The organism is Paractinoplanes toevensis, assembly GCF_018332695.1.
Lineage (GTDB): Bacteria > Actinomycetota > Actinomycetes > Mycobacteriales > Micromonosporaceae > Actinoplanes > Actinoplanes toevensis.
The window spans coordinates 18688-43860 of the sequence record NZ_BOQN01000001.1 but is presented as its reverse complement, the minus strand read 5'-3'; the positions used below and the strand labels follow the sequence as shown (position 1 = coordinate 43860).

The following is a 25173-nucleotide window of genomic DNA, read 5'->3' as shown; positions in this document are numbered from 1 at the left end:
TTGACCCGTGCCATTCCCGCCACTGTCGGTAGCGCATCGGCCGGGTCTACGCCTCGCTCGGCCTGGCCGTCCCGGTCTTCGGCCCGGCCACGGTCGGTCGCTGTGCGTTGCGCGTTCTGCAACCTAAGGCTGCGGCCGGCGCGGTTCAGCGCGGATCACCGGGTTGTTACGTTCTTGCGCGCTGTGATCACAAGGGGGTCTTCCAGTGTCGAGACGTGCGACTCGAGCCGTGGCGGCGGCCCTGGCGATAACCCTGTGCGTCGCGTGCGGTGAGGACCGGCCCGCGGTCGCCCGGAGCACCTACACGCTGGGATTCGTCAACGGGGCGAGCACCGAGTTCCACAACTGCCTGCAGAAGGCGGTCGAGGGGGAGGCCACCCGGCGCGGCGTCAAGGTGATCACCGCGAACTCGAAGCAGGACCCGAAGGCCGAACTGTCCAACATCGAGAACCTGATCGACCAGCACGTGGACGCGGTGATCGTGCAGACCGTCAGCACCGACGCCCTCGAGGCCGACATCGCCAAGGCCCGGGCGGCCAAGATCCCGATCTTCCTGACCTCGGTCGCGCCCGCCGACACCGGCTCGATCCTGGGTGCCGTCGCGGTCGACCTCAACCAGGTCGGGCTGCTCGACGCGAGCTGGGTCAGCAATGACGCGGTCGGCGCCCCGGGCACCGCCGCCGTCATCGCGGGTGCCCCGGGTGCGGCCTCCGACCTGCTGATCCGGGGCTTCACCGACAACCTCCCGAAGAACATCACGGTGGTGGCGAGCAAGCCGGGCATGTTCGACCGGGCCAAGGCCAAGGCGGTCGCGGCCGAGATGATCAAGGACCACCCCGATCTCGGGTACGCCTTCGTGGCCAACGAGGACATGGCCGTCGGTGCCGCCGAGGCCTTCCGGGCCGCTGGGAAATCGGTGAAGATCGTAACGGTGAACGGGACGGACACCGGACTCGCCGGCATTCGGGACGGCCGATTCGCCGCGACCGTGTCCAACCCCGCCGCCCGCCTCGGCCAGCAGGCCGTGGAGAACACGATCAGCCTGCTCAACTCGGAGCCGATCGACCAGATCGACTATGTTGCGATCAGCCTGATCACCAAGATCGACCTCGCTCGGGCGCCGAGTTACTGCCTGATCGACTAGGAGGCCCCCCGTGCCCATCGACCCGGAAGAGGCGAAGCTGCGGGTCGGCCCGCCCCCCGACCACGCCGCCGGGCTCGCGGCGGTGCGGATCAGCATGGCCACGGCGCTCAAGCAGATGGGCGTCGTGAAGACCGCGCGCAACCTGCTCAGCCTCAACCAGGTCGACGGATTCGACTGCATGAGCTGCGCCTGGCCCGACCCGCAGGGCCACCGGCACACCGCCGAGTTCTGCGAGAACGGCGCGAAGGCGGTCTCCTGGGAAGGCGTACGCGAGTCGGTCGGTCCTTCGTTCTTCGCCGAGCATTCCCTGGCGGACCTGGCCGGCCGGACCGATCACTGGCTGGAGAAACAGGGCCGGCTCATCCATCCGATGGTCCGGCGCGAGGGCGGCACCCACTACGAGCCGATCTCCTGGTCCGATGCGTTCGCCCTGATCGGCTCGCATCTGCGAGCCTTGAAAAGCCCCGACGAGGCGATCTTCTACACCTCCGGCCGCACCAGCAACGAGGCCGCGTTCCTCTACCAGCTGTTCGCCCGCGCCTTCGGCACCAACAACATGCCGGACTGCTCCAACATGTGCCACGAGTCCACCTCGGTGGGCCTGGCCCGCACGATCGGCATCGGCAAGGGCTCGATCAGCCTGCAGGACCTGCACGAGGCCGACCTGATCGTGATCTCCGGGCAGAACCCCGGCACCAACCACCCCCGCATGCTCACCGCCCTGGAGATCGCCAAGAAGAACGGCGCCCGCATCCTGGCGATCAACCCGCTGCCCGAGGCCGGCCTGCTGCGCTTCGACAACCCGCAGAAACCGCGCGGCCTGGCCGGGCGCGGCACCGGCCTGGCCGACCGGCTGCTGCAGATCCGCTCCAACGGCGACCTCGCCCTCTGGCAGGCCATCGGCCACCTGCTGCTGGCCGGTGGGGCGATCGACCGCGACTTCATCGACACGCACACCGTCGGCTTCGCGGCGTGGGCGCGGCACATCGAGCAGATCGACCGCGATGCGGTGCTGCGCGCCACCGGCCTGCCCTGGGCGGAGATCGAGGCGGCCGCCGCCATGCTCGCGTCCTCGAAACGGATCGTGCACTGCTGGGCCATGGGCATCACCCAGCACCACAACGCGGTCGCCACGATCAAGGAGTTCGTCAACGTCGCGCTGCTCCAAGGCATGATCGGCAAGCCCGGCGCCGGCCTGTGCCCGGTCCGCGGCCACTCCAACGTGCAGGGCGACCGCACCATGGGCATCTGGGAGAAGCCGCTCCCGGTGTTCCTCGACGCCCTCGCCGCCGAGTTCGGCTTCGAGCCGCCCCGGGAGCACGGGTTCGACGCCGCCGACGCGGTCCGTGCCCTCCGGGACCGCCGGGCCAGGGTCTTCATCGGCCTGGGCGGTAACTTCGTGGCGGCCATGTCCGACACCGAGGTCACCGCGGCCGCCATGCGCGGCGCCGACCTCACCGTGCAGATCTCCACCAAGCTCAACCGCAGCCACATCGATGCCGGCGGCACCGCGCTCATCCTGCCCACCCTGGGCCGCAGCGAGATCGACCGCACCGGCGGCACCGTCCAGCGGGTCACCGTCGAGGACTCGATGTCGGCCGTGCACGCCTCCCGCGGCCGGTCCGCCCCGGCCGGTCCGCTGCTGCGTTCCGAGGTCGAGATCGTGAGCCGGATCGCCGCGGCCACCCTCGGCTCGTCCTCCGGGATTCCGTGGGCCGAGTTCGCCGCCGACTACGACACCATCCGTGAGCGGATCGGCCGGGTCGTCCCCGGCGCCGCCGGCTACGCCGAGAAGATCCGGCAGGACGGCGGCTTCACCATGCCGCACCCGCCCCGCGATTCCCGTACGTTCCCCACCCCCGAGGGCCGGGCCGTCTTCACGGTCAGCCCGCTCGAGGTGCTCGAGGTGCCGTCGGGCCGGCTCGTGCTGCAGACCATCCGCAGCCACGACCAGTTCAACACCACCATCTACGGCCTCGACGACCGCTACCGCGGTATCAAGTCCGGCCGGCGGGTCCTGTTCATCAGCGCGGAGGACCTCGCCGAGTTCGGGTACGCCGACGGCGACCACGTCGACCTGATCTCCGAGTGGTCCGACGGTGTCGAACGCCGCGCCGAGAAGTTCCGGCTGGTGGCCTACCCGACACCGAAGGGCTGCGTCGCCGCCTACTACCCGGAGACGAATCCGCTGATCCCGCTGGACTCGCAGGCGGCCGAGAGCGGCACCCCGACATCGAAGTGGGTGATCGTCCGACTGACCTCGACCGCGGAGCCGCCCGGTGCCGCCGTGGCGTAGGTCCGCCATCATGGGGCGATGCCCAAGGGACTGTCCTACACCGACGCCGTCAAGATCCTCGGCGGTTCCGGTCCGCTGACCAAGGCGGTGGACAACCTGCTGGGCGGCGCGCTGAACGCCGCCACGCTCGGCGGCAGCGACGCTGCCTTGAGCTTCTTCGACGCCAAGGCGGAAATGGTCCGGCTGGGCGGGCTGGTGACCACCAAGATCACCGATCTCGTACGCGGATTGAGCCGCTACAACCGCACCGAGCGCCTGCTGGCCGCCTCGGCCGTCCTCGCGGTCACCTCGCTGTTCGAGGCGCTGGAGGACAGCCTCCGGCTCGCCGGCATCGAACCGGCCGAGTTCACTCGCGAGGATCAGCTCGGACTCGTGAGCGCGCCCAGCGAGGACTGGGTAGGCAGTCTGATCACCGCGCCGATCCCGCTGCCCTCGCCGGCGACGTCCTACGACGAACACCTGCGCGAGATCGCCGTGTGGTCCACGAAGCGCAGTGCCGCTCTCCTCTCGTATGTCGGCGGCCTCGCCGTGTGGGACAAGGCCGACGAAAGTACCAAGTTACGGGCAGTGGCCGGGGCCGCGAGTCATATCGTCAACCGGACCGCCGAACGATACGACGAGCATCATCGGCAACTGGCCGGCGAGATTCCCGAATTCGCCATCTGGTCCGGCCGCCTGGAGGCCCGGGCCACCGCGCAGAGCCTCCGGCGTCTCGAGGACCTCCTGGTGCGTGCCTCGGCCGGCCGCGACCCGAGCCGGCACCGCGGCGCCCTGTCCCGCGCCTACCGGGCCAAGCTCAGCCGCCCGGTGCTCGGCGGCGACGCCGGCGAGGTGGTCCTGCCGGATCTCGGTGACGCCTATGTGGACCCGCTGTTCCAGGCCCGGTCGACCGACGCCGGATCCCGGCCCTCCGACGACACCTGGTGGAACAGCGCGGTGCGCGACGACTTCCACAGCTTCCTGGCCACCTACCTGACCACCGCGGGCGCGACCGAGACACCGCTGCTGCTGCTCGGCCAGCCGGGCGCGGGAAAGTCCTCGCTCACCCACATCCTGGCCGCCCGCCTCCCGGCGAACGACTACCTCGTCGTCCGGGTGCCGCTGCGCGAGGTCCCGGCCGAGGCGGAGATCCAGGACCAGATCGAGCTGGCCGTCCGGGCCGCCATCGGCGAGACCGTGGCCTGGGCCGAGATGGCCGAGGACGCGCTCGCGGTCGTCCTGCTCGACGGCTTCGACGAGCTGCTCCAGGCCACCGGCCTGCACCAGTCCGACTACCTGCAGCGGGTCGCCCAGTTCCAGGAGCGCGAGCTGGCCCAGAACCGCCCGGTCGCGGTGATCGTGACCAGCCGGGTGGCGGTGGCCGACCGGGCCCGCATCCCGTCGGGCAGCCTGGTGGTCCGGCTCGAACCGTTCGGTGAGCCGCAGATCGATCAGTGGCTGGGGGTCTGGAACGGCGCGAACCCGTCGATCGAGCCGCTGCGCCTTCGCGTCCTGACCCGGCTGCCCGAACTGGCTGGGCAACCGCTGCTGCTGCTGATGCTCGCGCTCTACCACTCGAGCGGAAACCCGCTCTCCGACGAGTTCGACACCGCCCACCTCTACGAACGGCTGCTGAGCGAGTTCGCCGACCGGGAGGTGCGCCGGGTGCACGCCGGCCGCCCCGAGTCGGCGATGCCCGCCCTGGTCGAGGCCGAGTTGCTGCGACTGTCGGTGGTGGCGTTCGCGATGTTCCACCGCAACCGCCTCTGGGTCACCGAACGTGAGCTCGACGACGACCTGGCCGGCCTCGGCCTCACCCCCTCGCGCACCGCCGCCACCGAGGGTTTCCGCACCCCGCTGACCGCCGCCCAGGAGATGGTCGGCCGGTTCTTCTTCATCCAGCGCGCTCAGGCGCTGCGCGACGACAAGGCCTTCCGGACGTACGAGTTCCTGCACGCCACGTTCGGCGAATACCTGGTGGCCCGCCTGGTCGTGCAGGCTCTCCGGGACACCACGGCCCGGGAGAACGCGGCCGTCCTGGCGATCCGGCTCGGTCCGCAGCCCGAGGCCGACCTGCTCCAGGACCTGCTCGGCTACACGCCCCTGACCACCCGCAACACGGTGCTGCAGTTCGTCCGGTCCCTTCTCGACATCCCGGCCCGGGCCGAGATCCGGGAGTTCCTGGTGCGCCGGACCCGCCAGGCGGTGACCCGGCCGCAGTACACGCCGGGCCGCTACCGCCCGATCGACAAGCGCATCGACCACTGGATGGCCACCTACTCCTTCAACCTGGTGTTGCTGACGCTGGCCTGCGGCGGCGAACTGCGGGCGACCGACCTGTTCACCGAGGCGAGCGACCCGGCTGACTGGTTGCGCGGCACCGCATTGCAGTGGCGGGCGGCGGTGCCGGGCGGGATCTGGCTGGATTCGCTGGAGGACCTGTCGGTCCGGCGGGAGGTGCGCGACGGGCGCCGCGACATGGTCCTGCGTGCCTTCGACGATCCCGAGTTCCGTCCGCTGGACGCGGGCTGGTCCAACCGCGTCCGCCCGCCGGGCCGGGACGTCGTCGGATACCCGGCGAACTTCTCCTGGGGCCCGGCGCTGACCTCGATGCACCTGAGCAACAACCTGAGTGACGACACGCTCCTGCACGCCATGGAGCCGCTGGTGTTCCGGCTGCCCGAGGCGGCCGCCCACTACGTCGTGCACGAGTCGGGTGAGACCGAGTCGGTCGCGCGCAGCCTGGTCGCGGTGTGGCTGGCCTCGGGCCTGGTCGAGGACCCGGAAACGCTGGCGGCGGCCTACCGGCGCGCGGCCCGGGCTGCCGTGGTGAGCAGCCACAGCATCGACGCCCGGGACATCGCCGCCATCCTGCTCCGCGCGGTGCGCAACGACGTCGGCCGGCTGCCACCGGCCGAGGTGGTGGCGCTGGTCGATCGGATCACCGACATCGCCGACGTGACCGACCAGCTGCTGGCCGCCGCGATCCAGTGCCTGCTGCTGCCCCACCTGCGCGAGGTCGGCCGGCCCCGGCTCAAGGTCCTGACCGGCGTCTTCACCGCCCTGGTCGTGATCGCCGAGCACTTCGGACTGCTGCGCTACGTCCTGGACCTGCTGGCCGAGTCCGGCGACCTGGAGGCCGTGCTGACCGCCGTCCGGGACACCCTGAACCCGTCCGACCGCGACCTGCTGGCCGGCCACCTCCACGCGACCCACCCGGACCTGACTGTCTTCCTCCGCTGACCCGCGGCGCTCACCCCGTTCTCCCTTCGGTGTGTGCGGGCGGCCCAGAGGCCCGCGGCCACGGCCGAGGCCGCCAGCAGGGCCAGCACGGCGGTCGGGTGGGAGCCGGCGCTGTCGGCCGCGCGGGCCACCGGATTCGATGCGCCGAGCCGGTCGGCCAGCCAGCCGGTTGCCGCCGTCGCGGTGATCGCCGCGACGGTGATGCGCAGGGCCGGTCCGATCCGCAGCCGGGCCACCACCAGCAGACCCGGCAGGGCCAGCGCGACCAGCAGCAGCTGCACCAGCTCGATGCCCAGGTTGAAGCCGAGCAGGCTCAGCGCCAGCTGACCCGTGGACAGTCGCATCTCGGCCAGGGTGAACGAGAACGCCATCCCGTGCCCGAGCCCGAACACCCCGGCCACCAGGGCCTCCCGCCCGGGAAACAGCGGCCGGATCGCGTGCACCGCGCCGACCAGGATGCTGGCCGCGATGAAGGCCTCGACCGGCCAGGCCGGGAACTCGACCCGGGTCAGCGCACTCACCGCCAGGGCGATCGAATGACCGGCCGTGAAGGCGAGGGTGGTCCGGCCGATCCGGGTGACCGCCGTGCGCGGACGCACCGTCGACCGCCAGCGTCCGCGCGCGGCCAGGAGCGGGGCGGGCAGCAGCAGGATCAGCAGGAAGAGCAGGTGATCCGTACCGGTCAGGATGTGCTCGCCGCCCAGCTTGACCATGGCGGCGAAGCCTCGCCATGCACTTCCCTCGCCCAGGTCCACCGTGAGCGGTGGCACGGTCATCGACCGGATGTCGATCTGGATGGTGCCCACCGCCGCGGCGCCGGCGGTCCGGCCGGCCGCCCAGTCCCGGCGGACCGCCACCAGGACCACGTGGGTGACCACCTGGTGGACGATGGCGTCGTACCGAAGGGTGAAGTGCCGGACGTCGGCGCCGGCCGGCGGGGTGAGCGTGGCCGACGCGGTCAGCTCCTGATACGGGCCGGTCGACGTCTGCTCCGCCTCGCGCAGCGCGACGTCGCCGACGGTGACGGTCCAGGGGCGGCCGTCGGTCGTCACCGGCCGGAGGTGGGCGGTCAGGTAGCTGCGGACGGCGGCCGGGTCGGTGCTGCCGGCCGCCGTCCGCAGGTCGGTGACCGGCAGTTCCAGCGCGGCGGTCACCGAGGTGTCGTGCACGTCGAGCAGCACGACCGAGTGCGGCATCGGGTGGGCCGAGGCCGGCGACGCCCCGAACATCAGGAGCGTCGCCGACAGCAGGCCCACCGCCAGGAGCGATGGGATCCGCATCAGAACGTGAACTCGCCGCCGTAGTCGCGGGTGTGGTCGCGGTAGACGGTGTGGTAGTGGATCTGGTCGCGGAAAACGACGCCGTCCTGGCAGATGAACTCGATCCACACGCCGGGGCCGTCGATGCGGACGTAGTCGCCGTGCGTGTCCAGGTTCAGGCCGCCCGAGTAGGACACGAACGTCTGGTTGAGCTGCGACTCGTACGTCTTCATCAGTTGACCGGCGGTCGCGTCGTCGACCACCGCGATCCACGGGTGGATGGCCGCCAGGACCAGCTTCTTCTGCGCGGGCGACAGTTCGCGCACCGAGATGCCCACCTTGGTGGCCGGGAACTGGCCGTCCTTGCCCGGGCCGATCAGCACGTCGCTGAACGACTCGGCCAGCTTCGCCTTCGCCTGCTGGGCGGTGGTGAGGCTGGTGGTCAGCTTCAGCATGCCGTCCTTCATGATCGACAGTGGCTGGAGCGTGGTGCCGTCGTCGGTGGTGAAGCTGGTCGGCTCGACACCGACGAAGTACGGGCTGGCGCCCGCGACCTTGCCGGCCCGGTAGGTGAGGTTGACCGCCAGGTGGTGGCCGCCGAAGTGCAGCTGCCAGGTGCCGGTGGCCGACGGCGTGCCGAGGAACGCCAGGAAGTAGACCCCGCTGCCGTAGCCGAACGCGCCGCCACCGGGACCGCCGGTGCCGCCGGACGGGGGAGTGCCACTGGGCAGGTCGGTGGGCACGGCGGTCGCGGACGGCTCAGCGGTCGCCGACGGCTCAGCGGTCGCGGACGGGTCGGCCGAGCCGGTCGGGGCCGGGCCGCCGCCGCTTCCCTGGTTGGCGGCCAGGACGTCGTCGGCCTGCAGGATCTGCATGGCCTGGTCGAAGCCGGTGCTGTTCCCGGTGCCCTGGGCCGCCTTCAGCACGGCCTTGGCCGCGGCCAGCTGCGTGTCGGTCAGCGAGCCGAGCTGGATGCCGGGCCGGCAGGTGCCACCGCACGGCAGGTTGGACCAGGCGGTCGCGTTCTCCTCCGAGAAGTCGAGCAGCACCTCGGCCTTCTGGTCGTCGCTGAGCGTGGCGAGGAAGGTGGTGGCCGCGTTGACCACGGCCGTGACGCCGGTGCCCCGCGGTGGCTGAGCGGCCGGCACGGCGGCGGTCCGATCCTTGCTCTTGCCGGTGACGGTGGCCGCGTTGGCGGTCGCGAAGCCGCCGCCGATGAGGAGCGCTGCTACGGCACCGATGGCGAAACCTCGCCACGGTCGCCGGGCCGGCGGGGCTGGCCGGCTGGTCTCGTCGATCACCCGAGCTCCTTTGTGGTGGATGTTTGGGATCTGCCACAGGATTGTTGACAACCGTATCGACAAAGGGCAAGACATCAATAAGAAATTGTTTACATCACGAGCGGCTGAGAATCTGCTGTACCGGTCACCACCTGCGAAGATGACTCAGAAAAATATCGCGCTCACGCTCGGGATCGACCAATTCTCTTAACCGATCGACAGCTTTTTCAAATGCTATTCACAAGTGTTTTCATTAGGCGCCGATCGAGGCGGCCAGCAGCCGGACGGCGGCGATCACGCCGGCCCGGGGCGCGTCCCGCCACTGTGGCGTGACCGGGGCGAGGCTCGCCGACCGCGGGTAACGCTCGGCCAGATCCGGGATCAGCGTGCGGGTCGCCGCGGCGCGTTCCTGCCAGGCGGCGGCACCGTCCCGGTCCATCCGGGCATAGGCGGCGGCGGTTTCCGCGCAGGAGCGGACCGTCGCGTACAGCATGGTGGTGGCCGGGGTTCTGTTCCCGGCCGGAACCGCCCAGCGGTCGAGGATGCCGAGGAGGCGTTCCATCCAGTCCTGCTCGTTCGGGCCCTGGCCGGCCTGCGCCCAGGACCGCTCGCTCAGCCAGGGGTGGGCCAGGTGCAGGTCGAAGAGGGCGAGCGCCCAGCCGAGAAGGTCGTCGGCCAGGCCGGTCGCCGGATCGTCCCACGCCGGGAGGGCGCTCGCGTGGTCCTGCATCAGGGCCAGGAGCTGCTCCTTCGTGCCGACATAGGGATAGAGCGCCATCGCCGTCTTGCCGAACCGGGCCGCCACCGCCCGGGTGGAGACCGCGGTCAGCCCGTCGCCGTCGGCGATGCCGACGGCGACATCGAGGATCTCGTCGAGATTCAACTGCTGTCGAGGACCCCGGCGCGGCGCCGGCAGGGTGGTGCCACGGTGTCGCCACAGACGGCGTACGTGATTGAGGGTGCTCTCCATAGTCCTTACATCGTATAGTGTTTTGCATGCCTACCGCACGACTGCACGACGACGCGCCGATCGAGGTAACCGTGCTCGGTGCCGGCCCCGCGCTGCTGCTGCCGGTCAGCACCCGCGTGATCGAGGGCCCCGAGGCCGAGCAGATCAGAGCCTGGGGCGCCGACCCCAACCTGGGCCACCATCTGGCGTCCGGCCTGGCCGAGGCCGGCTTCCGGGTAATCACCGCGGATTACGAGGGCCACCTGGCGGCCCACCCCAAACCCCGCACGCTGAGCGCCGCGACCCTGGCCGCCGACCTGCTGGCCATCGCCGACGCGGGCCTGGCCGGTGGCCGTTTCGCCTATTACGGATATTCCTGGCTGGCCTTGGCCGGCCTCCAGCTGGCGGCGCGGACCGACCGCCTGACCGGCCTGGCCATGGGCGGCTTCCCGCCGATAGGTGGCCCCTACGACGCGATGCTCGACGTGACCCGCGCGACCTACGAGATGGCCCTGAATCCACCGGCCAACCCGACGAACCCGACGCCGGGCGATTGGGACAGCGCGGAGATGACGCTGACCCCCGACCAGACCAGGCAGTACCTGTCGCTCTACGAGTCGCTGCGGGACTTCGACGACCGCACGCTGCGCCTGCCATCCGTGCCGAAGCTGGCCTTCGCCGGCGAGAAGGACACGATCGTCTACGGCCCGAAGTGGGGTGATGCCGTGGTCGACATGGTCGGCCCGCTGATCAGCGGCCGCGAGCTCCTGATCGCCCGGGGCTGGCAGGTCGAGGTCGTCCCGGGCGCCGACCACATGGCCGCCATGCAGGCCGCCGTGGTCCTGCCCCTCCTGACGTCGTGGCTGTCAGCTCTCCGCGGGGCGGGTGGCCGGCCAGGTCAGGACGCTGTCGGGGATTGACGGGTGGTGCAGGGCCCGCTGGTCGCGGCCGGGGATGTCGCAGCCGGCGCCGGCCACCAGGCGGGCCACCTCGATCGCGCCGTGGGCCTGGAAGTGGGTGTTGTCGGATACGCCGTCGGGGTAGTTGGGGTGCTCGCCCGGGTCCAGCCAGAGGAAGTAGTCCTTGGTGGCCTCCGGGCCCAGCGTGCTCCACAGCGCGAAGGACAGCGCGGTCAAATCGATCAGCGGGGTGCCGGTCGACTCGGCCAGGGCGCGCATCGCGTCGGGGTATTCGCCGTGCGAGAGGTAGGGCGTCCCGTCGGCCCGGAAGCGGCGCCGCTCGACCGGCGTGACCAGGATCGGCTGGGCCCGCTTCGCCCGCGCGCCGTCCAGGTAGAGCCGCAGGTAGTCCTGGAAGGTCGTCCACGGCTCGGTGTAGCGCGCCGGGTCCTCGGTCTTCTCGTCGTTGTGGCCGAACGACACCAGCAGCACATCGCCCGGCCTGATCGCGGCGAGGATGAGATCGAGCCGGCCCAGGTCGGCGAAGCTCTTCGAGCTGGCCCCGGAGAGCGCGCCGTTCTGTACGGCGATCTCCGGCCGCAGGAACGCGGGCAGTGCCTGACCCCAGCCGGCGCGTGGCACGTCGGCGGTGGCGTAGGTGGCGGCGGTCGAATCGCCGGCCACGAAAATGGTGCGGCGGCGTCCGCGGCCGCCGGCGTTTGCCGGGCTCATTCCGTACGCCGAGGCCACCGCTCCACCGAGCGCGGCCCGCAGCACCATTCTCCGATCCAGCGACATGCAGCTCATCTAATCAATGGTGATCGATGTAGGCAAGCGCTTTCCTGGGTCAATCCTCGGGCGCGTGCACCCGGCCGCCGAGTTGCTGGGCCACCTCGAGGTCGTTGCCCTCGAACCAGGTCTCGGCGATCCGGCCGCCGTCGAGCCGGAAGATGATGATGCCGGTCTCCTCGACGTCCTGGTCCCGGCCGGGCAGATCGAGGTAGCCGCCGCGGTAGGTGGAACGCACCGTGTAGCGCACCACCACGCGATCCCCGCCGTCGATCACGTCCTCCAGCGAGGGGCGCTGCTCGGAGAATGCCTTCGGGTACCACCGGAGCCAGTCCAGGAACGTTTCCCGATCGCCGGTCCCGCCGGGACCGTGACACACGAAGTCGTCGGTTGCCAGATCCTGGAAAACCACCACATCGCCCATTCGGCACATCTCAAACCATGCCCGCGCGATCTCACCCGAACGCATGCATGATGTTCTATTCCTTACGGAGGCGGACCGCAACTACGCAACTGCGTGGAGTTGCCGAAGTTGATCGATCTGGGCGGTGCGCGATTCGACGATCTGCCGGGCGAACGCCAGGGCGGCCGGGTTGGTGCCGTTCGCCTGTTCCCGCTGGGCCAACGTCACCGCCTCCTCCTGGTGGGCGATCAGGGTGCGGACCGGGTCGCCGCCGGCCGGGCTGGGCGAGGCGGCGGCGGGCGGGGTAGCGGCGGGCGGGGTCGCGCCCCAGGTCCGCAGCCAGTCGGTCATCCGCACCACCTCGTCCTGCTGGGTCACGATGATCGCCTCGGCCAGCGTGCGGACCTCGGGAGTCTTCGCCGCGGCGCCGGCCAGCGCGATGCCCTCCCGGTGGTGGGGGATCAGGGCACTGACGAACTCCACGTCGGCGGCGTTGTGCCGGGCGCCGGGGCCGAGGGTGTCGGCGGTGGCCGGAGCGGCGATCCTCGGCGGCGTGGGAGCCGCGGGCGAGGGCGAGCCGCAACCGGCCGCGATCAGGGTCGCAACGAGGACGATCGATACGCGACGCATGGGCCGAAGGTAGCGGGCAACCACTGGATCAGTAAATATTGTTAACCGAAATAGTCTCGGGACGCGAACAGCCGCAGTCCTCCAGAGGTGGGGGCTGCGGCTGTTGCGGTTGGGGGAGGGGCTCGCCGTACTCTCCGTCGGCGAAGCCGGATTTTTATCTTCGGCGCCGTGGCATCGAGTAGAAGCCGGTGGGCAGGGCCTGCGTCTGAGCCTGCCAGGCCGGGTCGGCCTTGCGGTTGCGGGTGCGGATGCGCAGCAGCAGGGCGACGCCCAGGAAGACCAGGACCGCGCCGATGATCAGACCCGGGCCCAGGACGCTCGGGGTGCCGGCCGCGGGGTTCAGGGCCGCCGCCGACGTTGCCCGGCCGGTCGGCGTGGTGGCGTCGTCGGCCACCTGTTCCGTCTCCTCCTCCGTCGCGCTCACGCTCGGTGAGGGGGAGGGGGAGGGGGTGACGCTCGGCTTCGCGGCCACCGCCGTGACTACCCGGCTGGTGGTCGACGCCGACGACAGCTGACGGCCGGCGACGTCCAGGGCCCTTGCCTCCAGGGTCACCTCGCCGTCGTCGGGGCCGGTGAACGCGATGTCCCAGCGCCCGGTCACCGTCTGGTCCCGGCACAGCTGGCCGGGGTCGAGCTGGGCGTCGACGATGCTGGCCGCGTCGTCGTCCACCTGGGTCCGGGTGCGGAACGTCTGGTCGTTCTCCACCCGGTTGATCCGGATCTGGTCGAGGCTCACGCCCTCGGTGCGCACCGTCAATGCCCAGCGGACCTTGACGCAGCGTCGCCCCTCACGCTCGGTCGTCGCGACCGCGGTGAGTGTTCGTGCCTGCTTGCCGATGGTGAACGTGGCCGGGTTCTGGCCGATGTCCACCGCGAAACCCTGCACGTCCGCCGACGCCGGCGCCGCCCAGGCCAATGACGCGGCTACCAGAGTCAGCGCGGTGAGTGCCCGTGCCGCCAGGTGTCGCATGATGATCATCTCCTTAGAGCACGGCTGGTGGAACCGTCCGCACACGAAGTGGTTCGTGGCTCGGCGGCGAAAGGTTCACCCGGTGCGCGGCGTCACTCTCCGGCGCACCTTATTTTTCGCTTAGCCGATGGTTACCGGTCGGTATCTGTGCAGCTCAGCAGCCCTCCGGCCGGGAGCTCTGGAAACTAGCCGACAAATTCGGGGTCGGCCGTTCATCCGAACCGGCGCCGGACACGTAGATGGGGGAGGGCAGAGACCGGGGGATCGGTCGCTGCCCGGCAGGAGTGAAGCACGGGGCATCCCCCACGGGTGCCTGCGTCCCACCGCCCATCGGGACGTGTAACCGCTGCGGAGAACGAGGAGTCAATGGCCCGGACAGGAAACAACCAGCGATCCGCCAATCGTGTGGCCGTCGATGTCGGAGCTACCGGAACGAGGACAGTCGGCAAAGGCTCCGTCTTCGTCCTCGGCGCGAGCGTGCTCGCCGCCATCTGGGCTCTCGCGATGATGACCTCGATGGGTCGAGTCGTCTACGTCTATGTCTTCATGTACCTAGAGTTTTACATGGGCGTGCTAGTCCTGGTTTCGATCTCGGTCACCATCATGGTCGGGCTCGTGTCCACGGACCGCTTGGTGCTGTCCATCCGGCAGCGGGTCTTCCTGCAGTCCATCCACCGCACCACCGGTGTGATCGCGGTCGTCGCGCTGTTCTTCCACCTCTGGACGAAGGCCGCCGAGGGTCACATCCGGGTGATCGACATCTTCATTCCGTTCATCGCGCAGAGCAACAAGGCGCTGTACATCGGCCTCGGCCAGGTCACCGCGTACCTGCTGGTCCTGGTCATCTGGACGGGCATCGCCCGGGCCCGGTTCATCGGCCGGGGCAAGCCGTGGATGTGGCGGGCGCTGCACTCGATCTCGTACCTGATGTGGCCGATCGCCCTCCTGCACGGCCTCGGCGCCGGCCGCGCCGCCAAGCCGTGGGTCGTCGTCAGCTACATCATCTGCGTTCTGCTGGTGCTCATCGGCCTGGCCGTGCGCCTGTCGGTCAGCCTGAACCGCCGTAAGGACTTCGCGTCGCCGGCCGGACTCGGCGCCTCCAACTCGGTCGGCCAGATGGTGCCCACCGCCTCGCCGGCCATGAAGGCGCCGCGCCGGGGCCGGGAGCCGGCCCCCGAGCCGGAGCGGCTCGGCCCGGTCGCCGTGGTCGACACGTTCCAGCCGGCCGCCCCGGTCCAGATGGCCCCGCCGGTGCAGAACCTGCCGCCGCAGGAGATCGAGCGCGGCCGCCGCTTCGCCGACGAGGACCTGGTCGCCCCCGCACCGCGGCAGCGCCGCCCGATGGCCGACGACGAGATCGAGTACGACGAGCCGGGCCCGCGCGGGCGCCGCTACGCCGGCGAGGACACCTCGACCCGGATGCGCCGCCCGGAGCTGGAGGACACCTCCACCCGGATGCGCCGGCCCGACCTGGAGGACACCTCCACCCGGATGCGCCGCGTCGAGATGGACGACACCTCGACCCGGATGCGCCGGGTCGAGATGGACGACACCTCCACCGGGATGCGCCGGATCGAGGTGGACGAGCCCTCCCGGGGCCGCCGCTACGCCGAGGACGACTTCGAGCCCCGCTCCCGGCGCCGCCCCGCCGACCAGCCGGAGTACGACGAGGCACCGCGCGGCCGCCGCCGGGCCGACGCCGACTTCGACGAGACACCGATGCCCCGCCAGCGTTCCCGCTACGACGACGAGCCGCCGGCCCGCCGGAGCAGGTACGAGCCGCGGTACAGCGACTTCGGCCCGGAGGCCGAGGAAGCGCCCCGGGACCGGCGCGACCGGGGCGCAGACCTAGACCGCGCCGACTCGGGACGACACAGCCGCAGTGGCTTCGTGGACATGGCGGACCCGGACGAGACGCCGACGCTGGTCGACATGGCGTCGCGCCGGGCCCGCCGGGCAGAGCAGGAATCCGGAAACGACCGGGCGGGCCGGGGGGCTCGTCGCAACGGACGTGGCCGGCTGAACGACGACGTCGCTGACGACCGGTACTGGTCGCAGCTGCGAGGGGAAGCGAATTGAGCACCACCGCACAGGTTCCACCGGTCACCTCGATCGGCGTTCCGCGGTTGACCGCGGGCTTCGACGAGTACGGCCGCCTCGATCTGGTCGCCCACCAGGAGGTGCACGGCGGGTTCGCCGCGCTGTCCTCGGGTGAGCTGATCGGCCTGGCCGACCGGATCGAGCTGCGCGGACGCGGGGGAGCGGGGTTCCCGTTCGCCCGTAAGGTCCGGGCCGTGCTCGACTCGTGCCGGCGCCAGGACCTGCCGCCGGTGATCGTGGTCAACGGCACCGAGGGTGAGCCGCCGTCCTGGAAGGACAAGGCGATCCTCACCCGCGCCCCGCACCTGATCCTGGACGGCGCCGCGCTGGCCGCGGCCGCGCTGGACGCCGAGGAGATCGTCATCGGCATCGCCGACGACGGCATCGGCCAGAGCTCGATCACCGCGGCGCTGGCCGAGCGGCGGATGCCGTGCCCGACCCGGATCGTCACCGTCCCGCACCGGTTCATCTCCGGTGAGGGCGGCGCGCTGGTCCGCGGCATCAACGGTGAGGCGCACATCCCACCCGGCCGCAAGGTGCGGTCCAGCGACAACGGCGTGATGGGCCTGCCCACCCTGCTGTCCAACGCGGAGACGTTCTCCCAGCTGGCGATCGCCGCCCGGCTCGGGCCGTGGGAGTACAACGCGGTCGGCATCCCGGAGGAGCCGGGCACGGTCATGCTGACCGTGGGCGGCTCGTCCAGCAGCCCGGCCGTGGTCGAGGCGCCCAGCGGCACCCCGCTGATGGACGTGCTGAACATGTGCGGCGCCGACATCGGCCCCGGCCTGCTGGTCGGCGGCTACCACGGCAAGTGGATCAGCGCCGAGGCCGCGCAGACCGTGACGATCTCCCGCAAGGGGTTCGCCAAGGTCGGCGGCACGCTCGGCGCCGGCATGCTGATCCCGATCGGCTCGAAGACCTGCCCGCTCGGTGAGGTGTCCCAGGTCGTGCAGTACCTGGCCGGCGAGTCGGCCGGGCAGTGCGGCCCCTGCCGGCTCGGCCTGCCCGACCTCGCCCGCGCGGTCACCCTGGTCAGCCTGGGCGGCAACGCGGTCGACAACGTGCGGCAGGCGGCCGGCGTGGTCAAGGGCCGCGGTGCGTGCAGCCACCCGGACGGTACGTCCCGGTTCGCGCTGTCCGCACTCGAGGTGTTCGCCAAGGACGTGGACGCGCACACCAACGGCGAGGGCTGCGGCAAATCGGTCAAGGGCATCCTGCCGCTGCCGTACACGGCCGAGACCGGGGCGCGGAAGCTGGCCCTGGACTGGTCCCGCTGCGACGGGCACGGCCTCTGCTCGGCGGTGGCCCCGGAGATCATCCGGCTCGACTCGAACGGTTTCCCGGCGTTCCCGCAGACGCCGCTGCCGCCCTGGCTGGAGAGCGGCGCCCGCAAGGCGGTCAACGTCTGCCCGGCGCTCGCCCTGCGGCTCGACGACGCGAAGGCCTCCCATTGAGAAAGCTCGTCCTGGCAGCGCTGCTGCTCGTGGCCGCGGCCGGTGGGTGCTCGGTGCCCGTCGAGGCGACGCCGCAGTCGGCACCGATCACCGTCGCGTCCCTGCCGGCCACGGGCGAGACCCCGGAGAGTCCGGCCCCGGCGGTCCCGGCCGTCGTGCCGGCCTCGCTGCAGTTCACTGGGCAGACCCTGGACGGCGCCGCTTACAACGCCGCGGCGCTGGCCGGCAAGCCGGCCATCCTGTGGTTCTGGGCGCCGTGGTGCGCGACCTGCGCGAGTGAGGCGCAGAGCATCGCCGACCTGGCCGACGAGTACCAGGGCCGGCTCGGCATCCTCGGCATCGCCGGGCTGGGCAGCAACAAGGACATGCACGCGTTCGTCTCGGACCTCGAGGTCGACGCCGTGCCGCACCTGGACGACCAGGCCGGCGCGATCTGGAAACGCTTCAAGATCACCCAGCAGAGCTGGTACGTCTTCCTCGACCGCACCGGCAAGGTGACCAAGGTCGGTTACCTCGACGACCTGCAACTCACCGCCGAGGTGAAGACGCTGGTGGCCTGAGGTGCTGCTCGCGCTCGCCGCCGGCATGCTGGGCGCGGTCAACCCGTGCGGCTTCGCGCTGCTCCCCGCGTACCTCTCGGTCCTGCTCGTCGATGGCCCGGCCTCGCCGGGCAAAGCCGTTCGGCGTGCGCTGCGTTGCACCCTCGCGCTCACTCTTGGGTACGTCGTGGTCTTCGGCACGTTCGGTCTGGTCCTGACACCCCTGGCCGGGGCGCTGCAACCGCGCCTGCCGTGGCTGACCGTCGTCCTCGGCCTGGTGCTGGCCGGGCTGGGCGGTTGGCTCACGCTGGGCCGTTCGTTGCCGAGCTGGGGCGTACGGGCACCCGCCCTGACCGGGTCGACCTGGTCGATGGTGGTCTTCGGGATGGCCTACGCGATCGCCTCGCTGGGCTGCGCGGTCGGCCCGTTCCTCGCCTTGGTGGCCTCGAGCCTGCGGGCCTCGACGCTGCTCGCCGGCCTCGGGTTGTTCCTCGCCTACGCCGCCGGGATGGGTCTGATCGTCGGGGTGACCGCGGTGGCGATGGCGCTGCTGCGCTCCTCGGTGATCACCCGGGCCTGGCCGCTGCTCGGCGTGGTGCCCCGCCTCGGCGGGGCGATCCTCGTGGTCAGCGGCCTCTACGTGGCCTATTACGGCTGGTACGAACTGCGGCTGGCCGGCGATCTGCGCCTGGCGGGCAGCGATGCGCTGGTGGCCGCCGCGTCGAATCTGCAACAGCGTCTCGCCGGTTGGATCGCCGGAGTCGGCGCGCTGCCGTTCGTGATCGCCCTGCTCACGCTGGTGCTGGCGCCGTTGACGTGGCGGCTGTTTTCCCGGCGGGCTCGCGGCGGCGCTGATTCGCGCCCGGCCGGTGTGGGCTCCGAGGCGCTGCCGCCGGACGGTCCGAGTGGGGTACGGACCGGTCCGGCGGCAGCCGGGCCCACATCACCGCTGCGTGCCGAACCGGGGCTCAGACGGCGGGCGGGTACGCGGTGACGTAGGCGGGCTTCTCGGCCGGCATCAGGATCCACAGGATCGGGTAGATCAGGATCTGACTGCCCGGGATGGCCAGCAGGACGACGACGAACAGGAGCCGGGCCAGCCACGGGTCGAGGCCGAAACGCTTGGCCAGGCCGGCGACGACACCTCCGATGATGCGCCCCTCGGTCGGCCGGACCAGGCCCTGGCGAGTCATCGAGTCGTGCACCGAGTTCATGGGTCTCTCGCTTCCCTGAGCGGTTCTTGCGGACCACTCAAGAGTCGCCTCTTTCCGGTTTCGGGGCATCGGGGAAGTGCCCTGACGCGTCCCTGAGTTCTAGCGCCTGTTTCGTAGGTGGAGTCGGGCTGCGGCGTGGCCCAGCCGCCGCCTGGGCGCACGCCGTGAACACCCGAATACAACCCCGGTATTCGGGCGCCCACGGCGCACACCCAGACAACACCTGGACCTCGCCTCACTCCGGCCCCACCTACGAAACAGGCGCTAGGCCGCGAACTCCCGCAGGGGCTCGGCGGCCGGCTCAGCCGCCGGCTCCGCCTCGGCCAGGCGCGCGGCCGCGATCTCCTCGACCGGGAGCGGGATGGCCGCGGCACCGGCGCCGGCCGGACGAGGCTTGGGCCGCTTGGAGGGCGCGGCGGCGCTGCCACCGCGGCCCGGGTAGACGTACAGCCCGTTGACCGGGTCGGGGGTCGCGTCGAGCGCGGCCTGCACCACCGGGAGGGCACGGAACCGCTCCCACTCGTCTGTTTCGCGGAAGGCGACCTCCAGGACGACCCCGCCGGGCATGATCGTCCATTCCCAGCGCTTGGCGCCGTTGGTCAGCGCGGCCTCGAGCAGGGCCTCGCCGTAGCCGTCCTTCCACCGCAATGCCGAGAGCACGCCGTCGCGCACCTCGATCGACCACCATCGGTTGCTCATGCGTTCGAAGGTACGCCGCCTCTGCCCGCCGCCGCGGGGATCGCGTTGTCGACGAGGACGGCCGCGATGGCGGCGGCGGTGGCGAGGGTGTCGGTGTTGAGGACTCGGCTGCGGGCCGAGGCCCCGTCCAGCAGCAGGGCCAGTTGCTCGCCGAGCTGCTCGGGGTCGGCGGCGCCGGCCTCGCGAGCGGCATCGATGAGCCGGGCGGCGAAGGCTTTCTTGTAGTCGCGGGCGTACACCCGGGCCGGGTGGTCCGGGTCGGGGATCTCGACGGCCGCCGCGATGAACGGGCACAGGGGCGCGTGCACCTCGAACACGGCGAGGAGTCGTTCGCGCGGTGTGCGGTCGGTGCGGTCGAACACCTCGGGGAGGATCTCGGGGTCGAATCGGCGCAGGCACTCGGCGATCAGCTCGTCCTTGCCGGCGAAGTGCTGGTAGAGCGTGCGCTTGGACACCTCGGCGGCCGCGCAGAGCTGGTCCATGCCGGTGCAGTTGATGCCCTGGTCGCGGAACAGCTGCTGGGAAGCGCTGACGATCCGCTCTCGTGCGCCCCGGCCGCGGCGCAGGCCGCGCGGCCCTTTCTCCAACTCCGTCACCCGACCATCCTAGCCCGCTCGGGTACCGATCGGTGTGCATAGCTTGCGCCCCGCCCTGCCGGCGGCTACGTTAAGCACGCGCATCGGTGTACATAACGTCGGATGGAGTAGTTGTGGGAAAGCTCGATGGCAAGGTCGCGGTGATCACCGGCGGGACGAGCGGGATGGCGCTGGCCGGTGCCAAGCTGTTCGTCGACGAAGGGGCCCACGTCTTCATCTCGGGCCGGCGGAAGGACGCGCTGGACGAAGCCGTCAAGCTGATCGGCCGCAACGTGACCGGCGTGCAGGGCGATGCGGCCGACCTCGACGATCTGGACCGGTTGTTCGAGACGGTCAAGCAGGAGAAGGGCGCGGTCGACGTGCTCTGGGCGAGTGCCGGGACGGGTGAGCAGGGCAGGCTCGGCGAGATCACCGCGGAGCAGTTCGATGCCGCCTTCTCGCTGAACGCGCGCGGCACGCTGTTCACGGTCCAGAAGGCGCTGCCGCTGTTCAACGACGGCGGCTCGATCTTCATGACCGGGTCGAACGCTTCGCTCCGGGGCTACCCCGATTGGGGTGTGTACGCGGCGAGCAAGGCCGTGCTGCCCGCCTACGCCCGGGTGTGGGTGTCCGAGCTGCGGGACCGGAAGATCCGGGTGAACGTGCTGACCCCCGGCCAGGTCGCCTCGCCGATGATGGAGGGGGTGCTGGACGCGCAGATGAAGGCACAGTTCGAGTCCGTGATCCCGCGGCGGGAGATGGGCCGCCCCGAGGAGATCGCGTCGGTCGCGCTGTTCCTCGCCTCGGACGACTCGAGCTACGTCAACGGCATGGAACTGGTGGCCGACGGCGGCGCCGTCATCTGAGCGCGATCCGGACAAAGGGGAACCCACGTCATGACCACCATCAGCATCATCGGCTCGGGCAACATGGCCACCACCATCGGCACCCGGGCGGCGAAGCACGGCCACACCGTCGAGATCATGGGCCGCGACAACGCCAAGGCTCAGGCGCTCGCCGACCGGATCGGCAACGGAGCCACCGCCGGCACGTACGGGGCGAGGCCGGCGGGTGACATCGTCATCGTCGCCGTCCTGTACACCGGCGCGGTCGACGCGGTCGCGCACTACGGCGATGCGCTGGCCGGCAAGATCCTCGTCGACATCACCAACCCGTTCAACGCCGACGTGAGTGGGCTCGTGACCACCGTGGGCAACTCGGTGTCCGAGCAGATCGCCGCCGTCGCCCCCGAGGGCGTACACGTCGTGAAGGCATTCAATTCGATCTTCCGCGGCGTCCTGGCCGGGGACCGGCCCCTGGACGTGTTCTTCGCCGGCGACGGCGCCGAGGCGAAGGCCCGGGTCGCGGCGTTCGTGGAGAGCTTGGACATGCGGCCCCTCGACGCGGGCGGGCTCGAGATGGCCCACGCCCTGGAATGGGCCGGCCTCCTCCTGGTGGGGCTGGCCCGCAACGGCGCCGGCTTCGACGTTGCCCTGGGTGCCGAGGTTCTGACGGACGGCTGACGGGTGACTCGCTCGACCGGGCCGGACGCGCGACGATGCGGGCATGCCCATCACCGATGAGGACATCGCCCAGCTGGCCCGCGACGCGGAGGCAGCCGCCGTCGCCATCATCCGCGGTGACATGCGTACCTATCTGAGCCTGATCCGGCACGCCGAGGACTACACGCTGTTGCCGCCGTTCGGCGGTGGCGCGCGCCGCGGCTTCGACCACTCCGAGGAGGCGGTCGAAGCCATGGCGAACCAGTTCCAGGGCGGCGAGGCCACTCTGGAACTGGTGCGGTCCTACGTGTCCGGCGACCTGGCCGTGCTGGTGGCGATCGAACGCCAGCACGGCCTGGTGCTGGATCTGCCCGATCAGGACTGGTCGCTGCGGGTGACCCTGGTATTCCGCCGCGACTCCGACGGCTGGCAACTGGCCCACCGGCACGCCGACCCGCTCTCCCACCCGGTCCAGCCCGGCCTCGTGGCCGCCCTGGCCCGTGGCGAGCCGGTAGGATGAAAGTATGACCGTCAAGCTCAGCATCAGCGTGCCCGACGACGTGGCGGGATACCTGCAGAGCAGCGGAAACGCGTCCGCCGCGGTCACCGAGGCGGTGCGGCGCCTGCTGCCCGAGGCGCGCCGGGCCCGTCAGCGAGCCGCCGCCCGGGCCTACGCCGAATTCCTCCGCCAGGCACCGGCGGTCATCGAGCAGAGCAACGACGTCGCGCTGCGGGGTGCCCGATGGTGAGGCGCGGCCAGGTCTGGACCTGGGTGCGCGGCGACGACCGCTACCAGGTGCTGGTGATCAGCAACGACGAGTACAACGCGGAGCCCGGTGTCGCCGTGTGGGCCCTCGTCCTGGTCCGCGGCCTGGCGCAGAGCAACCCGCTCGGCGTGCACCTGTGCAGCGACGACCCGTTCGCCGGCGCCTCGGTGAGCATCCCCGGCCTGGTCCAGATCCTCGACCGCACCGCCCTGACCGAGAACCACGGCTACCTGGCCCCCGGCACGATGCGGTCGGTCGAGGATGCCCTGCGCGAGTTCATGGACCTGGTGTGAGCGGCCGGGCCGAGGCCGAGGTGCGCCGGGTCTGCCGCGCCCTGCCCGAAGTCACCGAGCGGCTCAGCCACGGGTCACCGGCCTTCTTCGTACGCCGGAAACAGTTCGTGATGCTCTGGGCCGACGGTCACCACGACGCCGCCTTTCCGCATCTGTGGTGCGCGGCGGCGCCCGGCAGCCAGGCGGAACTGATCGCCGCCGACCCGGACCGGTTCTTCCGTCCGCCCTACGTGGGTCATCGCGGCTGGCTGGGTGTGCGCCTCGACCGCGATCCGGACTGGACCGAGATCGCCGAGCTGTGCGCTGACGCCTTTCGCGCCGTTGCCCCCACAGCCTTGGTGGCCCGGATGGACGACCCGGCGCCGTTTTAGCGCGACCTTGAGCACTTCGCGTCCCGAGCTGACAGCAGGTCCACAAGATCGGGGAGGTGACGCGCGCGGGGGGATGGCGGTGCGTGAGTGAACGCGTCCCGGCGAGGGCGGCACGTTAATCTGCCGGTGTGAAGCTCAAGCTGAGCAAGCGCCAGATCACCGTCGTTGCGGTCGCGGCCGTGGCCGTCGTGGCCGTCATGATGAGCCGGGCCGGCAGCGACGACGACGGCGCGCCGGAAGGCATCGACGCGGCGGCCCATCAGGCGTGCACCGACTTCGCGGCCGGCTATCCGAAGGCGAAGTCCAAGACGGCGCGGCTGGCGCTCGCCGACAAGGTGACCGCCAACTCCAGCAAGTCGGAGAACGACCTGATCCGTAAGCGGGCCGCCGAGATGGGCGCGAGCGCCAACGACAGCAATGCGGAGTGGAAGGCGGCCGGCGACGCCCTCACGAACGCCTGCAAGAGCGGCTGAGCCCCATGGACATCGACTACGAAGAGCTCTACCGGGAGAAGCCACCCTGGGAGATCGGCGGGCCGCAACCGGCGATCGCGGCGGTGCTCGGCGAGGCGCGCGGGCCGAAGGTGCTCGACATCGGCTGCGGCAGCGGTGATCTCTCGATCGCGCTGGCCCGCCTGGGCCACCGGGTCACCGGCGTGGACATCTCGGCCACCGCGATCGAGCAGGCCCGGGCCAAGGCGGCCGCGGCCGGGCTGGACGTGCGGTTCGAGGTGCAGGACGCGGCGCGGTTGTCGCTCGGGGCCGGGCCGTTCGACTCGATCTTCGACTCGGGGCTGCTGCACTGGCTGGCCCGCTACGACACCGGTGTGGACGAATATCTCGCGCTGCTGCCCGGCCTCGCCGCCCCGGGTGCGACCGTCTTCGTGCTGGCGGTCTTCGAGGCGGCGGGCGGCGGCAGCTGGGGTGTCACCGAGGAGATGCTGCGGGCCGGCTTCGCCGAACCGTCGTGGACCGGCACCACGATCGAGGAGACCGAGGCGTACGCCGACGTGGACGGCCAGGTGATCCGGCACCGGGCCTTCCTGCTGCGGACCAGCCGAGCCTAGGCCTCGGTGATGTCGGCGACGATGACGGTCACGTTGTCGGGGGCGCCGTTCTCCAGGGTGCGGTGCACCAGCTCGGCCGCGGCGGTCTTGCGGTCGGGGTTGGCCAGCAGGGTCTGGCAGATCACGGTGTCCTCCACATAGTCGGACAGGCCGTCGCTGCACAGCAGGAAACGGTCGCCGGGCCGCACCGGGAGCATGCGGCCGGCCGGGCGGAACGGGCCGCCCTGCACCGCCTGGGTCACCAGGGCGCGCTGCGGGTGCCGGCGGGCGTCGTCGGGGGTCAGCACCCCCTGGTCGACCAGCGCCTGGACGTACGTGTCGTCCTTGGTGATCTGGGTCAGCTCGGCGTCGCGCACCAGATAGCACCGGCTGTCGCCGACGTTGAGCGCGGCCATCCGGTCACCGGACAGCAGCAGCGCGGTCACCGTCGTGCCCATGCCGTCGCGGGCGTCATCGTCGGCGACGGCGGCCTCGATGCGCTCGTTGGCGGTCTGCAGGGCGGCGATCAGATCCTGCAGCGGCTCACCGGTGTCGGGCATCTCGTCGACCACGCCGAGCGCCTGCACCAGGATGTCACTGGCCAGCTCCCCGGCGGGAAGCCCGCCCATGCCGTCCGCGACCACGAGAAGGCGGTTGCCGACGAACACCGCGTCCTCATTGTTGGACCGGACAAGGCCCTGATCGGTGGCGGCGACCGCCCGGACAACAAGCGTCATGTCACAAGACTGCCAAACGCCTTAGGAGAAGTCTCT

General features: G+C 70.9%; 26 protein-coding genes and 1 pseudogene. 16 read left to right on the top strand and 11 right to left on the bottom strand.

Features of this window, described 5'->3' with window-relative positions:
* The first annotated feature begins 205 nt into the window (after positions 1-205).
* Genes Ato02nite_RS00210 through Ato02nite_RS51280 form a run of 3 tightly spaced genes read left to right on the top strand, consistent with a single transcriptional unit; the run spans position 206 to position 6662 of the window.
* Positions 206-1144: a sugar ABC transporter substrate-binding protein gene (locus Ato02nite_RS00210; protein ID WP_246605907.1), complete on the top strand. Its 939-nt coding sequence runs from the start codon at positions 206-208 to the stop codon at positions 1142-1144.
* 10 nt (positions 1145-1154) lie between these two features.
* Entirely contained in the window at positions 1155-3440 is a 2286-nt protein-coding gene (locus Ato02nite_RS00205) for an FdhF/YdeP family oxidoreductase (RefSeq protein ID WP_246605905.1), read from the top strand.
* A gap of 18 nt (positions 3441-3458) precedes the next feature.
* Positions 3459-6662, top strand: coding sequence for an NACHT domain-containing protein (locus Ato02nite_RS51280; protein ID WP_246605903.1), 3204 nt, complete (start codon positions 3459-3461; stop codon positions 6660-6662).
* Between the two features lie 164 nt (positions 6663-6826).
* On the opposite strand, the pseudogene Ato02nite_RS51275 reads toward Ato02nite_RS51280, so the two are convergent.
* From Ato02nite_RS51275 to Ato02nite_RS00190, 3 genes and pseudogenes are all read right to left on the bottom strand, one after another.
* Positions 6827-7438, bottom strand: a pseudogene (locus tag Ato02nite_RS51275) (HupE/UreJ family protein); the annotation flags it as partial.
* Between the two features lie 503 nt (positions 7439-7941).
* Positions 7942-9222: a DUF3500 domain-containing protein gene (locus Ato02nite_RS00195; protein WP_213004233.1), complete on the bottom strand. Its 1281-nt coding sequence runs from the start codon at positions 9220-9222 to the stop codon at positions 7942-7944.
* 232 nt (positions 9223-9454) lie between these two features.
* Complete coding sequence (locus Ato02nite_RS00190; RefSeq protein ID WP_213004232.1) at positions 9455-10171, bottom strand: TetR/AcrR family transcriptional regulator; 717 nt, start codon at positions 10169-10171, stop codon at positions 9455-9457.
* Between the two features lie 26 nt (positions 10172-10197).
* On the opposite strand from Ato02nite_RS00190, the gene Ato02nite_RS00185 reads away from it, so the two are divergent.
* Complete coding sequence (locus Ato02nite_RS00185; protein ID WP_213004231.1) at positions 10198-11070, top strand: alpha/beta hydrolase; 873 nt, start codon at positions 10198-10200, stop codon at positions 11068-11070.
* On the opposite strand, the gene Ato02nite_RS00180 is transcribed toward Ato02nite_RS00185, so the two are convergent.
* The 4 genes from Ato02nite_RS00180 to Ato02nite_RS00165 form a co-directional block, all read right to left on the bottom strand.
* Entirely contained in the window at positions 11017-11847 is an 831-nt protein-coding gene (locus Ato02nite_RS00180) for a rhamnogalacturonan acetylesterase (protein WP_246605902.1), read from the bottom strand. The two genes, Ato02nite_RS00185 and Ato02nite_RS00180, sit on opposite strands and share 54 nt — an antisense overlap.
* Positions 11848-11896: 49 nt before the next feature.
* Complete coding sequence (locus Ato02nite_RS00175) at positions 11897-12307, bottom strand: ester cyclase (protein WP_281419677.1); 411 nt, start codon at positions 12305-12307, stop codon at positions 11897-11899.
* Positions 12308-12343: 36 nt separating this feature from the next.
* On the bottom strand, positions 12344-12871 hold the full coding sequence (locus Ato02nite_RS00170) for a DUF305 domain-containing protein (RefSeq protein WP_213004229.1): 528 nt from the start codon (positions 12869-12871) through the stop codon (positions 12344-12346).
* A gap of 154 nt (positions 12872-13025) precedes the next feature.
* Positions 13026-13841: a hypothetical protein gene (locus Ato02nite_RS00165; RefSeq protein WP_213004228.1), complete on the bottom strand. Its 816-nt coding sequence runs from the start codon at positions 13839-13841 to the stop codon at positions 13026-13028.
* Positions 13842-14357: 516 nt separating this feature from the next.
* On the opposite strand from Ato02nite_RS00165, the gene Ato02nite_RS00160 reads away from it, so the two are divergent.
* Genes Ato02nite_RS00160 through Ato02nite_RS00145 form a run of 4 tightly spaced genes read left to right on the top strand, consistent with a single transcriptional unit; the run spans position 14358 to position 18928 of the window.
* On the top strand, positions 14358-15920 hold the full coding sequence (locus Ato02nite_RS00160; RefSeq protein WP_246605901.1) for a translation initiation factor III: 1563 nt from the start codon (positions 14358-14360) through the stop codon (positions 15918-15920).
* On the top strand, positions 15917-17395 hold the full coding sequence (locus Ato02nite_RS00155; RefSeq protein ID WP_246605899.1) for an NADH-quinone oxidoreductase subunit NuoF family protein: 1479 nt from the start codon (positions 15917-15919) through the stop codon (positions 17393-17395). The genes Ato02nite_RS00160 and Ato02nite_RS00155 overlap by 4 nt, the downstream gene beginning before the upstream one ends.
* Complete coding sequence (locus Ato02nite_RS00150; RefSeq protein ID WP_213004226.1) at positions 17392-17955, top strand: redoxin domain-containing protein; 564 nt, start codon at positions 17392-17394, stop codon at positions 17953-17955. The genes Ato02nite_RS00155 and Ato02nite_RS00150 overlap by 4 nt, the downstream gene beginning before the upstream one ends.
* Before the next feature lie 25 nt (positions 17956-17980).
* The gene (locus Ato02nite_RS00145) at positions 17981-18928 is read left to right on the top strand and encodes a cytochrome c biogenesis CcdA family protein (protein WP_213004316.1); all 948 of its coding nucleotides are present in this window, start codon (positions 17981-17983) and stop codon (positions 18926-18928) included.
* Here the strand turns inward: Ato02nite_RS00145 and Ato02nite_RS00140 are convergent.
* The 3 genes from Ato02nite_RS00140 to Ato02nite_RS00130 all read right to left on the bottom strand — a co-directional run bounded on the left by Ato02nite_RS00140 (position 18903) and on the right by Ato02nite_RS00130 (position 20443).
* Positions 18903-19148 (bottom strand): PspC domain-containing protein, encoded by a 246-nt coding sequence (locus tag Ato02nite_RS00140; RefSeq protein WP_203813148.1) that lies wholly within the window; start codon positions 19146-19148, stop codon positions 18903-18905. The two genes, Ato02nite_RS00145 and Ato02nite_RS00140, sit on opposite strands and share 26 nt — an antisense overlap.
* 264 nt (positions 19149-19412) lie before the next feature.
* On the bottom strand, positions 19413-19847 hold the full coding sequence (locus Ato02nite_RS00135; protein ID WP_213004225.1) for a hypothetical protein: 435 nt from the start codon (positions 19845-19847) through the stop codon (positions 19413-19415).
* Complete coding sequence (locus tag Ato02nite_RS00130) at positions 19844-20443, bottom strand: TetR/AcrR family transcriptional regulator (protein WP_213004224.1); 600 nt, start codon at positions 20441-20443, stop codon at positions 19844-19846. The genes Ato02nite_RS00135 and Ato02nite_RS00130 overlap by 4 nt, the downstream gene beginning before the upstream one ends.
* Before the next feature lie 113 nt (positions 20444-20556).
* Here Ato02nite_RS00130 and Ato02nite_RS00125 point away from each other — a divergent pair, with 113 nt between their 5' ends.
* The 8 genes from Ato02nite_RS00125 to Ato02nite_RS00090 all read left to right on the top strand — a co-directional run bounded on the left by Ato02nite_RS00125 (position 20557) and on the right by Ato02nite_RS00090 (position 24421).
* Positions 20557-21288, top strand: a complete 732-nt coding sequence (locus Ato02nite_RS00125) for an SDR family NAD(P)-dependent oxidoreductase (RefSeq protein WP_213004223.1) — start codon at positions 20557-20559, stop codon at positions 21286-21288.
* A 30-nt stretch (positions 21289-21318) separates the two neighbouring features.
* A complete protein-coding gene (locus tag Ato02nite_RS00120; protein ID WP_213004222.1) occupies positions 21319-21945 on the top strand; it encodes an NADPH-dependent F420 reductase in 627 nt (208 codons plus the stop codon).
* Positions 21946-21988: 43 nt separating this feature from the next.
* The gene (locus Ato02nite_RS00115) at positions 21989-22444 is read left to right on the top strand and encodes a YybH family protein (RefSeq protein WP_213004221.1); all 456 of its coding nucleotides are present in this window, start codon (positions 21989-21991) and stop codon (positions 22442-22444) included.
* Between the two features lie 4 nt (positions 22445-22448).
* Positions 22449-22673: a hypothetical protein gene (locus Ato02nite_RS00110; protein ID WP_213004220.1), complete on the top strand. Its 225-nt coding sequence runs from the start codon at positions 22449-22451 to the stop codon at positions 22671-22673.
* The gene (locus Ato02nite_RS00105) at positions 22667-22984 is read left to right on the top strand and encodes a type II toxin-antitoxin system PemK/MazF family toxin (RefSeq protein WP_213004219.1); all 318 of its coding nucleotides are present in this window, start codon (positions 22667-22669) and stop codon (positions 22982-22984) included. Before Ato02nite_RS00110 ends, Ato02nite_RS00105 begins: the two co-directional genes overlap by 7 nt.
* Positions 22981-23355, top strand: a complete 375-nt coding sequence (locus tag Ato02nite_RS00100) for an MmcQ/YjbR family DNA-binding protein (protein WP_246605897.1) — start codon at positions 22981-22983, stop codon at positions 23353-23355. Before Ato02nite_RS00105 ends, Ato02nite_RS00100 begins: the two co-directional genes overlap by 4 nt.
* A gap of 128 nt (positions 23356-23483) precedes the next feature.
* A complete protein-coding gene (locus Ato02nite_RS00095) occupies positions 23484-23828 on the top strand; it encodes a hypothetical protein (protein ID WP_213004218.1) in 345 nt (114 codons plus the stop codon).
* Positions 23829-23833: 5 nt separating this feature from the next.
* Complete coding sequence (locus Ato02nite_RS00090) at positions 23834-24421, top strand: class I SAM-dependent methyltransferase (RefSeq protein ID WP_213004217.1); 588 nt, start codon at positions 23834-23836, stop codon at positions 24419-24421.
* On the opposite strand, the gene Ato02nite_RS00085 is transcribed toward Ato02nite_RS00090, so the two are convergent.
* Positions 24418-25137: a PP2C family protein-serine/threonine phosphatase gene (locus Ato02nite_RS00085; protein WP_213004216.1), complete on the bottom strand. Its 720-nt coding sequence runs from the start codon at positions 25135-25137 to the stop codon at positions 24418-24420. The two genes, Ato02nite_RS00090 and Ato02nite_RS00085, sit on opposite strands and share 4 nt — an antisense overlap.
* Positions 25138-25173 lie beyond the last annotated feature (36 nt).